Origin of the sequence: Enterobacter sp. E1 (assembly GCF_016809815.1) — a bacterium.
Classification (GTDB): Bacteria; Pseudomonadota; Gammaproteobacteria; order Enterobacterales; family Enterobacteriaceae; genus Enterobacter; species Enterobacter adelaidei.
In genome coordinates this window covers 463,674-475,080 of the sequence record NZ_JAFBJM010000001.1, presented here as the reverse complement: position 1 = coordinate 475,080, position 11,407 = coordinate 463,674, and the positions used below count along the sequence as shown (strand labels likewise).

Below are 11,407 nucleotides of genomic sequence, written 5' to 3'. Positions count from 1 at the left end.
TTTTAATGAGGTTTGAAATGAAACTGGAAATTGATTTGTTTTTGAATGCGGTAAAGCGGAATTTTTATTTTACCGATCAGGAAATAGAATCTCTAGCTAACGCATTTTCAGAAATGTATCGTTCTGGTTTGATTGGGAATGATTTCTTGCCTAAATTAGGAGGGGGAAAGGATCAATCATGTCAGGCTTTATCTGAATTGCAGCTGTTTAGATTTTTTCAAGAACATGGGTTTAAACCACAAAAAATAGGTTCTCAGAAAAAAGGGGTGCCTGATTTTTTGGTCAAGCTTAATAATGTTGAAATAGTTGTTGAATTAATCACTCCGATGCGCGTTGATACAGAGAATGCTTCCTTTAGTCATTTTGAGTCCACAACTGAAAATGGACGCCCTGTGTTCAAAAGAAAAGGTTCTATTGATGTTGTTCAGCTAAAAAAAGATTCGTTGTTTGAGGTTATATCCTCTTGCATACACACCAAGATGAAACAGTTCCGTAAGTATTTGAGTGATGATGTCAAGGTTATTGATGAAAGCCATGTTAACATTATTTGTATTAATTTAGGGTTTATTGATGGTGTTGATGAGGTCGATTTTCATTTTTTTAATTCTCTATACGGTTTGATAGCCACTCACATTGAAATTGAGGTGGACATGGATGGTCAAAGTTTTGTTAGTTCAAAGCAAAATATAAAATATGATCACACTTTCATTAAAAATAATGGCACTTGTGTCAATGGGAGCGTTTTTAGTGAGGGTTTGGATGATGCGATAATCAATGATTATACCATTATTAGTGGTATATGGTTTATTTGTTTGAATGAAGCGGGTGAACTCACTCAGAACAAACTGCTGAAAAACCCTCATGCAAAAAATCCGATGCCAGAGATTTTTGAAAATGCAAGTTCTGCGAGCAGGAATTATCCCTCTGCTAACAATGTGTAGATAGTTTTTATGGAAGATTTAACCCTTCGCTACTTCGACACCGAAATGCGCTATCTGCGTGATGCAGCGCAGGAGTTCGCCAGACTGCATCCGGAAGAAGCCCGATACATGGGCCTCTCACTGAACGGCAAAATGGACGAATCTGTGGAGCGTCTGTTCCAGGGCTTTGCCTTCCTGATGGGCGGCGTGCGCCAGAAACTGGATGACGATTACCCCGAACTGACGGAAGGGGTTATCAGCCTGCTGTGGCCGCACTATCTGCGTCCGTTGCCGTCGATGTGCGTGGTGGAAATTGCCCCTGAACCCGATGCGCTCAAACACAGCGACACGGTAGCCATGCACACCGAAGTGATTTCCGCGCCGGTGGGAGACAACCGGGTTCGTTGTCGCTACCGCACCACGCGACCGCTGACCCTGCAACCGCTCGCACTTCAACAGGCGGCCATTTTCACTGAACCCGGCGGCCGCAATGCCCTGCGTCTGCGCTTTGCCTGCGGTAACACCGCCGACTGGCGGCAACTCAGTCTTTCCGCACTGCCGGTGTACCTCAACGGTGACGCGCCGCTGGCCTCCCTGCTGCATCTGTTCCTGACCCGTCGGGTGGCACAGGCGTTTATCCGGATGCCCGGTAATGTGGACCGTGAGCCTTTACCCCTGCGTTTTCGTGCCTGCGCCTTTGATGAAGACGCGCATCTTTGGGATGTGGAGAAGAGCGAGTACAGCGGCTACCAGCATTTGCTGGAATACTTCACCTTCCGCGAGAAGTTTATGTTCGTCTCCCTGGAAGGGCTGGAACAGGTGGCGTGGCCCGAAACGCTGCCGTGGTTTGAGCTGGAGCTGCAGTTCACACAGCACTGGCCGCATGATTTTACCGTCAGCGAAGAGAACCTGCGTCTGCACTGCGTGCCGGTGGTGAACCTGTTTCGCCTTGATGCGCTGCCGCTGGCGATTAATGCCGGACAGACGGAATACCGGCTACAGCCGCTGCGAAATGATGACCCGCATACCGAAATCTTTGCGGTGGAATCGGTCGCCGCCTCGTTTGAAGAGGATGCGCCGTGCTATACGTCGTTTCGCCTGTTTGAACAGCACGGCGGAATGCTGCGGCGTGAACGTCCACCTCGGTATTTCCATACCCGTGTGCAACGCGGCCCCTCCGGGCGCACGGAAACGAAGCTTATCCTCGGCGGAGAAGAGTTTGAACGTGAACGCCTACAGCCGGACGAACCGCTGGCGCTGAGTCTCACCGGGACCAATGGCAGTCTGCCCCGCATGACCCTGAAGAGCGTGCTGCTGGATACGCTTTCCGGGACACAACAGACCCCGGTCCGGGTGCGTAATCTCTGTCAGCCCTCCATGCCGTGTTACCCGCCCAATGAGCGCCGTTTTCACTGGAAGCTGCTGAGTCAGCTGGGCAGCAGTTTTTTGTGGATGATGGATAACGCGGAGGTCCTGCGTAACACCCTGGCGCTCTATAACTGGGCTGAGGATGAGATGAACAGCCGTCGCCTGGATGCCATTGTGGAGGTTAAACACCACCGCCTCGAATACTGGAAGCGTGGCCTGATACGGGGCGTGGATATCGAAGTCACGCTGGACAGTACGCTGTTTGCGGGAGAGGGCGACGTCTGGCTGTTTGGCAGCCTGTTGAACCGCTTCTTCGCTCAGTACGCCGATATGCACCTGTTTAACCGCCTTACCCTGATACTGCAACCGACAGGACACTGCCTGCGATGGAAAGAAAACCATCTGTCAGCTTCACGCAGCTGAATGACGCATTCGGCACGCGCCTGCCGTACACCAGTTTTTACCGCTTTCTGCAGTGGCTGGAAAAGACGCACCCGGAGTATCCGCCGCTCGGCAGCAGCTGGCGTATCGGCGATGACCCCGTGCGTCTGCGTCCGCATGCTGGAATGGGATTCCCGGCGAGCGAGTTTAAAGGCATTGAATGCAACCCGGATGACAACCCGGACTCTCCGCCGACCGTCAGAACCACCTTTATGGGGCTGTACGGCGTTACCTCCCCGTTGCCCACGAGCTACATCGATGACATCACCCGGCAGCGTGACGGCCATGAAACGGTGGAGCACTTCCTCGATATCTTCAACCACCGGCTGATAACGCAGTATTACCGTACGTGGCGCAAGCACAGCTACCCAGCGTCGTTTGAGGATGGCGGCACCGACCGGATTTCACAGTGTCTGCTGGGCCTCGCCGGGCTGGGCATTCCCGGTACCGCTGAACACCTGGACACACCGCTGTCACGTTTTCTTGGCATGTTGCCGGCGCTGCAGGTGCCGGGGCGCACAGCCGAAGGCGTGGCCTCGGTGGTGAGGATGGTCACACCGGATACCTCGGTCACGGTGATACCGCGCTATAAGCGGAAAGTGGAGGTCCCGGAGCTGACCCTGAGCGCGAAAGGGGACGGATTTGTTCTGGATGACCGTCCGGTGCTGGGCGGCTTTGCCTGGGATGTGAACAGCACGATTGAAATCCGGCTGTATACCGAAAGCAGGGCTGACGTACGGGGCTGGATGCCGCCGGGCTACGCGCTGTACAACGACTTACTTTCCCTGCTGCGGGTGTACCTGGGCTGGCGCTATGACGCGCGTATCTCCCTGACGTTTCCCCGCAGGCTGTTGCCTGCACCGCGACTGACCGTCCGTGACCGCGAGGACAGCGTGTATATGGGCTATTCGTTTCTGCTGGGCCACGACCCTGATGATACGGGGCCGGACCCGGAAATGTCGGACGACGTGACGATTAAACTTGGCCGGTACGAAGGACTGAAAAAGAACCCCGCGCGCTGCGAGGTCACTGAGGTTGAGGACTGAAAGGACAATGATGAAACGATTTACTGCACTGCTGTTGCTGGCTTTGACGTTAACCGGCTGCGGCCTGACTCAGCGGGTCAGCGATGGCACAACTTCGGTGGCGAAGGCTATTTTCTACAAACAGGTGAAAACACTGCATCTTGACCTCGCTGCCCGTGCGGCACTGAATCCTGATGAAGATGGCATGCCACTGGCGACTGACGTATGGGTGTACCAGCTTAAAGACCGGCAGGCGTTTGATAAAGCGGACTATGCGGCCCTGCAGTCTGATGCCGGTGCGGTACTGAGCGCAGACCTGCTGGCTGAAAGAGACATGTGGATACGACCTGGTACCACTGTATCGCTGGATATGCCACTGGATGAAAAGGCGCAGTACGTGGCGCTGGTGGCACAGTTCCGCACCCCGGATGTACGTAAAAATGACTGGCGACTGGTGCTGGCCCGCGCTGACCTCGATCCTGACAAGCCGCGTACTGTGGCTCTGGAAGGGAATACGATGGCGCTGAAACCGACTGAAGATAAATGAGGGGGTTACGATGAAACGTGACTGGGATTTGTTGCGAAACTTACTAATAAATGTCGAAGAAGAGCGGGATTTGTTTTCAGGGCTGGATGACGGGTATGAAGATCTGGAAGAGGAACAGCAGCAAAAGGAATATGCAATATTGCTGGGGCATCTGGAATTGTTAACGACGAACGGGTTCATCAAGGACGTCGAGGTGCTGCGAACGGTTGGTGGTTTTGCGGGAATGTCTTTGGATACCCCTTACCTTACGATGGCAGGCCATGATCTTCTCGATACCATACGTTCAGCCACAATCTGGGAAAGCATTAAGGCGACGGCAAAAAAGAAAGGCATTGAGTTGTCTTTTGAGGTTGTGAAAGTGCTGGGCCTGGCTGCACTGAAGCATCTGGTGGGGTAAGCAAGTATGGCAGCTGACATTCAGGAAGACTGGCTTGCCATTTTGCCCCGGCAACTCCAGCCCGATGCGATAGCGCTGGTGAGATACCTCAAGGGGATCCCGGCAATGAAGCCTGTGGGTTGCCCGTGGTGTGACAGCCTGAACATCACGGGCTATCCCTCCGATCCCCGGATGTATCACTGTCGGGACTGTGACCGACGTTTTACCGCCTGGACGGGTACACCTTTTGCAAACTGTCGGCACCAGGAACGATGGACGCTTTATGCCCGTGCCAGGCTGTCCGGGCTCCGGCAGCATCAGGTCGGGCAATTAACGGGATTGTCGCACGGTGCCTGTGAATACCGGCAGGCGGTGATTGAAACGCTGATTGCTGAACGCTGGCCGCCATTGATGCCCTGGTGGCTCGGACAAATCAGTCGCGATCGGGCCAAACCCGCCCCGTTACGGACCGGGCCGTTTATCAGCAAAGAAGAGGTCTGGGCGCACCACAACCATGAATACGTCCAGTGCCTGGAGTGCGGGAAAATATACTCCTCACTGAACAGACATCTGAATCATGCACATAGCATGTCAACGATGGAGTATCGTGAGAAGTGGCAAATAATGAAGCAAATTCCACTGGCGGGATTTGCCAACCGGCGCAGCCATTCGGATTCAATTAACGAGAAGATCCGAAATGGTGACGTTGATCCACTGGCGCTGGCCGCCGCCATGCAGGAGGCTAATCGACTTAATGGACGGGCGAAGCCGTTTAATCCTGAGTACATCGGCAGGATGCACGGGGACCGCCTGAAAGCGCAAAAGTTGTGGGAACAGTCACCGGCGATTAAAACGACAGATAGTGCGATCCGTGAACGGGCGCTAAGACGAGCACGACAGCGCCATGACACTGGCGAAAAAATGAAGGATATCGCCCGTGAAGCCGGTGTTGTTGTGCAGACGCTTTACATATGGCTGAAGCGCTGGCCTGAACCGCCGTGATGCCACGATTGTGCAAGCGTTATTTGTAGCCGGGAATAAGATGTGTAACTCAGATTTAACCAATGGATAGTCAGTAAGAGATGTCAAAAGACGTGAGCGACAGCGTCGCTGAAAAACTGGAAGCCGCCGGATTATGGCGCAGAGCAGCGGCCCGCTGGCTGGCGGTGATGGATAGAGTTGAGCATACCGATGTTCAGCGTGAATGGATCCGCCAGCGGCGTAAACATTGCCAGTCGATGGTGACACCTGTTGCCACGGAGCCAGAGAAACTGGATATTGCTGCGATCAACCAGGCTGCGAGCGCCACACAGGCACGAATGGGTTTAAGCAGGCCCAACGGATCAATGTTCAGGATGCACCCTGAAGGGGCAGTAAAGCGTAAATGATTTTTTAGAAGGAGTATCATTTACTGATCGTCTGAGACAGAACGATGAATGGCGTTTGGCTTTGATAGACAATCACTTAAAAAAAAGGTGCATGATCTTTTCGGTTTGCATGCACCCTTTATCCATGCTAATAGCAACGCTATCCATTGTTGATAATATTATCGAGATTATCTACACCTGAAAGTGTTTTCAAGACCTCAAGATATTCAATGTTGTTATCATACAACCAGTGTAATACAGCATTGTTATTTAGAAGGCGAGCGATGTAAGCTTTGGCAATAAGAAGGTTGAGATTGTTTTCAGCATATTCATCTTTGATATTTTGTGTTTCAATCTGAAGTGCCGCCATTTCTTTTTCAAGTCGTGCTAATGTCTTAACAACATCTTTGTCTTCACTAATTTTATCTGGTGCAGAGACTAAAAATTCAGGTGCCAGGCTATGTAGCATAGAGAGGGCAAATTTTCGGCTGTAGTTATTCAGCGTTATCATGGTTGTTACAAAATCAAGCTGTTTGCCTGGCTTGACCTTACGAAGCACATCAAAAACATTCTGAGAAATATTTTTTTCAGCCAGCAAAGCGATGACTTCCGGTGTTATACCATCAGAGATGCGCAGACGAGCATTGATAATGCTGGGCGATACACCAAGAACGACACTTAATTTTTCAACAGGCACACCGGATTCAACTGCCTTTCTCAGCATCTTTTGTTCCTGCAGGATCGTTAACCTGTTCACCCGTTTGTTATACGAATAAGCCTCGTCAACGGGCGAGACCAGGCAATGAGCATGAGAGATACCAAGGTCTTTCAATGCTTCTACGCGAAGGTGCCCGTCGAGAATTTTTTGTATGCCATCATCACCAATGAAAATAACAACTGGCTCTATCAATCCAATTTCTGTAATAGATGTCAAAATTTGCTTGTATTTAGTACTGGATTTAATATTTACAGGAAGCGATCTGGATTTTTTCAAGTCCTCAACCGGATAAGTCTGGAATTGATTACTGAAGCATTGCTTAATCATTTCTGTATTAACTCCTTATCGATGTAAGACAAACAGGCGGGCATGTCCGTAATATTGTTTTTCCGTAACAGCAAGCAATACTGTTCATCACGTGTCAGTTTTCTGAAAATCTCCTTCACTGCAAGAAATGTTTCTCGGGCATATTTTGCTTTAGCCTGTATACGTATATGCTCATCAGCGTTCTTTTGGTAGATATCTGATAACTCCTCTGGTGTATATTTTCTGGCAGGGCGTTTATGTACGTATGCTTTGTTCGTGGCCCCTTTGTCACCTACTTTTCTTCTCTCAATAATACGCTTGATAATGTTAATCTGGTTGCCTTTAATTTTCCCATTCATTAATGCTTCTGTAAGAGAGTCCTGGATTTCATCGTCATTGGCCCTAGATATTTCAACCGCCAGATACAAAGGGATATGTCCGGCTTCAAAGGCAGTAAGTAGCTTTTTCTCTCCTTTTTCAAGTAGTGAGATCACGCCATTAACCCAACTGGTGGTGTATCCCAGGCAATCGCCTATTTCTTTATCAGTGAGTCCTTGTTTTTTTAACTGGCTTACGCTTTCCAGTAATTCTGTTGCACGGGGCTTTCTCCTTGCTATATTCTCTGTCAGGCTCATCAGGTGGCCCGTTTCTTCATCAACAACTTTAATAATTGCCGGGATATGAGTTTCACCATACTGAAGATACGCTTCAAGCCGTCCTTGTCCACAAATCAGGGCGTAATCATACGTGTCATCTATTATTTTACGTACGGATATTGGGCGTTTAAGGCCAATTTGATGTATGTTTTTCTTTATTTCATCGTGAGTAAATTTATCCCTTTTTCTTGGGTTTGATATATAAATTCTGGAAATTTGAATCAGTTTTATTTTTTCGTCGCTGTTCATTATGCCTCCGGGATCGCAGTTCGTTTGACCAGTTGATAAAGTAGTTTAAGGGTATCGAATCGATAGAATTCAAAACTAAAAGGATTTTGCTCCTTCAGGTAAATGTTATTCAGCATCAAATCAATTGACGGAAATATATAATAATCAATGACTGCCTCGTTGAGGCTATCCATCCTTGCAGCGATACTGATATCAGGGGCAAGAGTGTGATTAAAATTTATCCGCCATCTGAGGTTTGTTGGAGATGTTCTCTGACATCTGACTGCCTGGATCGCTAAAGTGAATTCATCATTGATGTTTAAAACACCGGCATTTGACGAATCACTAACCCATCCATCAGACTGGTAGATATTACTGATGATGGTATTGGTAATGTCTGCATTAACACCTTTGAGATATTTTTTGGTTTCGAGCCAGGAGTAATCAGTTTTGGGATTGAATCCAACGAGTTGATAAACTCTCAACAGACTTCCAAAACGAGATCGGTATACGCTGCTGGATGGCAGTAACTCTTCCTCATCAATAATCAGCCCAGAAAGTCGTCCCTTTCTCAGCAGTAATGCCCGGAGTTTTTCAAGCAAAATGTCCTCAGAGAGCACCTGGGAACGGGCACGAATGATTTCACGTGCAAGATTAAATTTCTCAGTACTGATGACGGGGTCGTAAGCACCATCAAATCGGATCCATTGCTCTTCAGGATTGATAATGTGTCGCTGTTTTAATTTGAATGACGTTTTATTATAGATGTTGTTACCAATATACTTTTCATTAGTCAGTATCTGGTGGATCTTTCCACGGGTCCATGCAGTGTTATTCTCAGCGATAATTTGTTTTCGATTGAGTTCAGAGGCAATGACCAGTTCTGGTTTACCTTCGTGGATAAACATGTCGAAGATCTGATTTACAATATCGACCTCATTCTGCGGTCCTGGTATAAGAATAACGCGATCGGTCTGGATACTTTTACGCTGACCAAACTCCAGAATTCCCTTTGGTGTTCGCTGTTCATCAATGAGCATACGTCGTAATCCATATCCAGCCATCCCTCCCTGGTGAAAGCCCCTTCGGATCAGATTCGCTTGCCCAATAAATACCTTTTCAGACAAATTACGGCTGTAGCTGGCAGCTCCATAGCGGGAGAATGAAAGACCAAGCATATGCAGCTCCGAGTGCTGATCGGCAAAGGGTTCCGCACAGTAGATAACACTCACTCCGTGTGTTTTTAGCAGATAGATATAATGACCTGCTTCATCCGTATCCTGAAATCGTCCGAATCGGCTGACATCGTAGACCAGCAGAAGGGAGATATTGATTTTGTGATTAATAACATCATTCAGTAATGCTTTCAGACCCGGTCTACCAGCCAGATTTAGTCCACTTTTACCTGCATCGTTGTAGGTATGAATGATCGTTATCCCTTTTTTGTCCGCATACTCACGAATAAATCCTGACTGGTTATCCAGGGAATATTGCTGATGCTCGGTCGACATTCTGACGTATTCAGCCGCATAGACTGGTGTAGCTCCTGATTCAGACAACAGTACTTCCATAAATAACCCCGCAATGATGATGCGTAAATAATGAAGATCTTATTTCCATTGGCAATAAGACACGAAAGAAAACTAAATGCTGTTTGTCTATGATCAATCATCATCAAATGGCTAAAAACATCCAAGAGAAAATATTGTCTATATAGCTGCTGTCCTCGCATTAAAAATGCGTGGCATCAAGTGCACAATATTTTAGTCATCAAAAAATATGCTCTGGGCTTGATCGAGCGCCAAACCACAGAGGCTTGAGAGATACTGTTTCAAGGTGAGCTGTGTGATGGGAGGTATCAAAGATGCAGTTGATAAACCGTATACCCTTTGGTCTGAGGCTTGTCGATCAGCAGTACGTTGATGTCGCTGACGTACCGAAAGGTAAGCAATGCGATTGTTTCTGCGGTTCTTGCCGGATCCCTTTGATCGCACGACAAGGGAAAGCCAATCGCTGGCACTTTGCCCATGCCAGTCGGGACGTCGATGAAGTAGAGAAGGAATGCGAGTTCTCGTTTTTCGTTTCGGTGCGTACGATGGCGAAGCAGCTTGCAGATGACTGAAGAATAACCCTCTCCCTTAATCAGGGAGAGGTTAATGACGAGTCAGAACGCCGTTTCTAACGTTTCCAGCACGTTATATTCCTCATCCACCAGCAGCAGCGCCTTCCATTTGTCGAACGTCAGGCAAGGATGTGAGGTGCTGAACACCAGAATATCCCCCACCTGCACGTCGGCACCTTGCTCAAATTTCAGCATGGCGTGCTGATCCATAATCCCCGTAACTTTGATGCTTCCGGAGGACAGCGGCAGCGCTTTGCCCTGGCGATAATGTGCTACAGGCTGCGGCAATCCAGCATCGAATGCGCTGTCACGCTTGCCGAAGTTCACAATCGCGCGGTCGCTTTCCGGCACCGACTGCACCATGGCGACCAGCTCCAGCGCGGAAACCAAATCCCCGCCCAGATCGCAGGCTACTTTATCGCGGGCCATAAGCTCATCCTGCGCCTGCTGATAAATGCCCCCGTCATGGGTGATATAGCAGCCGGGGCGGATAACGACGCGGCAGTTCTGCGGCTTCTTCGCTTCCAGCCAGACGTTGCACACCACGTCATACCAGACGGAACCTGCGCCGGTCAGAATAAACTCTCCGTCTACATAGCGCTCAAGCTGGCAGGCCAGCGCGGCGGCATCGCGCAGCAACGCTTCTACTTTTGGCTGCGGATTTTCACCGTGCAGCACGCCTTCGTACAGTTCCAGGCCGCGTAAACGCAGGCCCGGTAAACCCGACATCTCTTCTGCAAGCGCCCGCGCCTGTTCCGCCGTGCGGCAGCCGCAGCGCCCGCCCGGTACGCCCAGCTCAATCAGGATATCAAGCGTCTGGTTTTGCGCGCTGAAAAACGCCGAAAGGGTTCTGGCGTTGGCGACGCTATCCACGCAGCAAAGGTAATCGACGTCCGGGTATTCATTTTTAAGCTTCGCAATCAGCTGCATGTTCGCTTTGCCGACGAGCTGGTTAACCATCAGCACTCTTTTTACGCCGCTGACCATCGCGATGTTGGCCTGCCACGCGCTGCCGACGCCCACGGCCCAGGCTCCGGCCTTTTGCTGCTGCTGGAAGATCCACGGCGTCATGGTGGTTTTGCCGTGCGGGGCAAGGGAGACGCAGCGCGCGTCGGCATAGCGCTGCATCCATATAATGTTGTTTTCAATCGCCGCTTTTTTGATCACGGCGGCTGGCAGGCAAACATCTTCATTAAGGATATTGGCAGGGGTAAACATCAGGGCGGATTTGTGCGGAACGAGGTTACTTTCTTGGTATTTCATAACATAATTCCTTTGCGGTTATCTTTTCTTTCAGACTGGGTATCGTTTTTAACTTAATGAAAAATAATTA

The 11,407-nt window shown here is 49.5% G+C and carries 12 protein-coding genes; 8 read left to right on the top strand and 4 right to left on the bottom strand.

Annotation, left to right across the window (positions count from 1 at the left end; all coding sequences use genetic code 11):
- The first annotated feature begins 17 nt into the window (after nucleotides 1-17).
- From JGF26_RS02440 to JGF26_RS02410, 7 genes are all read left to right on the top strand, one after another.
- Nucleotides 18-941 carry a hypothetical protein gene (locus JGF26_RS02440; RefSeq protein WP_134707444.1) on the top strand — a complete coding sequence of 308 codons (924 nt, stop codon included), beginning with the start codon at nucleotides 18-20 and terminating at the stop codon, nucleotides 939-941.
- 9 nt (nucleotides 942-950) lie between these two features.
- On the top strand, nucleotides 951-2,711 hold the full coding sequence (gene tssF / locus JGF26_RS02435) for a type VI secretion system baseplate subunit TssF (RefSeq protein WP_134707445.1): 1,761 nt from the start codon (nucleotides 951-953) through the stop codon (nucleotides 2,709-2,711).
- Nucleotides 2,675-3,775, top strand: a complete 1,101-nt coding sequence (gene tssG, locus JGF26_RS02430) for a type VI secretion system baseplate subunit TssG (RefSeq protein ID WP_134707446.1) — start codon at nucleotides 2,675-2,677, stop codon at nucleotides 3,773-3,775. The genes tssF and tssG overlap by 37 nt, the downstream gene beginning before the upstream one ends.
- 7 nt (nucleotides 3,776-3,782) lie before the next feature.
- Nucleotides 3,783-4,301 carry a type VI secretion system lipoprotein TssJ gene (tssJ, locus tag JGF26_RS02425; RefSeq protein ID WP_134707447.1) on the top strand — a complete coding sequence of 173 codons (519 nt, stop codon included), beginning with the start codon at nucleotides 3,783-3,785 and terminating at the stop codon, nucleotides 4,299-4,301.
- A gap of 10 nt (nucleotides 4,302-4,311) precedes the next feature.
- Nucleotides 4,312-4,698 carry a DUF2513 domain-containing protein gene (locus JGF26_RS02420; protein ID WP_134707448.1) on the top strand — a complete coding sequence of 129 codons (387 nt, stop codon included), beginning with the start codon at nucleotides 4,312-4,314 and terminating at the stop codon, nucleotides 4,696-4,698.
- A gap of 6 nt (nucleotides 4,699-4,704) precedes the next feature.
- Nucleotides 4,705-5,679 (top strand): MucR family transcriptional regulator, encoded by a 975-nt coding sequence (locus JGF26_RS02415; protein WP_134707449.1) that lies wholly within the window; start codon nucleotides 4,705-4,707, stop codon nucleotides 5,677-5,679.
- A gap of 80 nt (nucleotides 5,680-5,759) precedes the next feature.
- On the top strand, nucleotides 5,760-6,065 hold the full coding sequence (locus JGF26_RS02410; protein WP_134707450.1) for a PerC family transcriptional regulator: 306 nt from the start codon (nucleotides 5,760-5,762) through the stop codon (nucleotides 6,063-6,065).
- Between the two features lie 139 nt (nucleotides 6,066-6,204).
- On the opposite strand, the gene JGF26_RS02405 is transcribed toward JGF26_RS02410, so the two are convergent.
- Genes JGF26_RS02405 through JGF26_RS02395 form a run of 3 tightly spaced genes read right to left on the bottom strand, consistent with a single transcriptional unit; the run spans nucleotide 6,205 to nucleotide 9,523 of the window.
- Nucleotides 6,205-7,089 (bottom strand): plasmid partitioning protein RepB C-terminal domain-containing protein, encoded by an 885-nt coding sequence (locus tag JGF26_RS02405; RefSeq protein WP_134707451.1) that lies wholly within the window; start codon nucleotides 7,087-7,089, stop codon nucleotides 6,205-6,207.
- A complete protein-coding gene (locus tag JGF26_RS02400; protein WP_134707452.1) occupies nucleotides 7,086-7,973 on the bottom strand; it encodes a plasmid partitioning protein RepB C-terminal domain-containing protein in 888 nt (295 codons plus the stop codon). Before JGF26_RS02400 ends, JGF26_RS02405 begins: the two co-directional genes overlap by 4 nt.
- The gene (locus JGF26_RS02395) at nucleotides 7,973-9,523 is read right to left on the bottom strand and encodes a recombinase family protein (protein ID WP_134707453.1); all 1,551 of its coding nucleotides are present in this window, start codon (nucleotides 9,521-9,523) and stop codon (nucleotides 7,973-7,975) included. The genes JGF26_RS02400 and JGF26_RS02395 overlap by 1 nt, the downstream gene beginning before the upstream one ends.
- Nucleotides 9,524-9,816: 293 nt before the next feature.
- On the opposite strand from JGF26_RS02395, the gene JGF26_RS22495 reads away from it, so the two are divergent.
- A complete protein-coding gene (locus tag JGF26_RS22495; RefSeq protein ID WP_134707454.1) occupies nucleotides 9,817-10,074 on the top strand; it encodes a competence protein CoiA family protein in 258 nt (85 codons plus the stop codon).
- A gap of 42 nt (nucleotides 10,075-10,116) precedes the next feature.
- Here the strand turns inward: JGF26_RS22495 and JGF26_RS02385 are convergent, their stop codons facing one another.
- Entirely contained in the window at nucleotides 10,117-11,337 is a 1,221-nt protein-coding gene (locus tag JGF26_RS02385; RefSeq protein WP_134707455.1) for an amino acid deaminase, read from the bottom strand.
- Nucleotides 11,338-11,407 lie beyond the last annotated feature (70 nt).

Coding starts and splice junctions, on each gene's coding strand:
- JGF26_RS02415 (WP_134707449.1), top strand. CDS start 4,705: ATGGCAGCTGACATTCAGGAAGACTGGCTTGCCATTTTGCCCCGGCAA.
- JGF26_RS02440 (WP_134707444.1), top strand. CDS start 18: ATGAAACTGGAAATTGATTTGTTTTTGAATGCGGTAAAGCGGAATTTT.
- JGF26_RS02395 (WP_134707453.1), bottom strand. CDS start 9,523: ATGGAAGTACTGTTGTCTGAATCAGGAGCTACACCAGTCTATGCGGCT.
- JGF26_RS22495 (WP_134707454.1), top strand. CDS start 9,817: ATGCAGTTGATAAACCGTATACCCTTTGGTCTGAGGCTTGTCGATCAG.
- tssF (WP_134707445.1), top strand. CDS start 951: ATGGAAGATTTAACCCTTCGCTACTTCGACACCGAAATGCGCTATCTG.
- JGF26_RS02405 (WP_134707451.1), bottom strand. CDS start 7,089: ATGATTAAGCAATGCTTCAGTAATCAATTCCAGACTTATCCGGTTGAG.
- tssJ (WP_134707447.1), top strand. CDS start 3,783: ATGATGAAACGATTTACTGCACTGCTGTTGCTGGCTTTGACGTTAACC.
- JGF26_RS02410 (WP_134707450.1), top strand. CDS start 5,760: ATGTCAAAAGACGTGAGCGACAGCGTCGCTGAAAAACTGGAAGCCGCC.
- JGF26_RS02400 (WP_134707452.1), bottom strand. CDS start 7,973: ATGAACAGCGACGAAAAAATAAAACTGATTCAAATTTCCAGAATTTAT.
- tssG (WP_134707446.1), top strand. CDS start 2,675: ATGGAAAGAAAACCATCTGTCAGCTTCACGCAGCTGAATGACGCATTC.
- JGF26_RS02385 (WP_134707455.1), bottom strand. CDS start 11,337: ATGAAATACCAAGAAAGTAACCTCGTTCCGCACAAATCCGCCCTGATG.
- JGF26_RS02420 (WP_134707448.1), top strand. CDS start 4,312: ATGAAACGTGACTGGGATTTGTTGCGAAACTTACTAATAAATGTCGAA.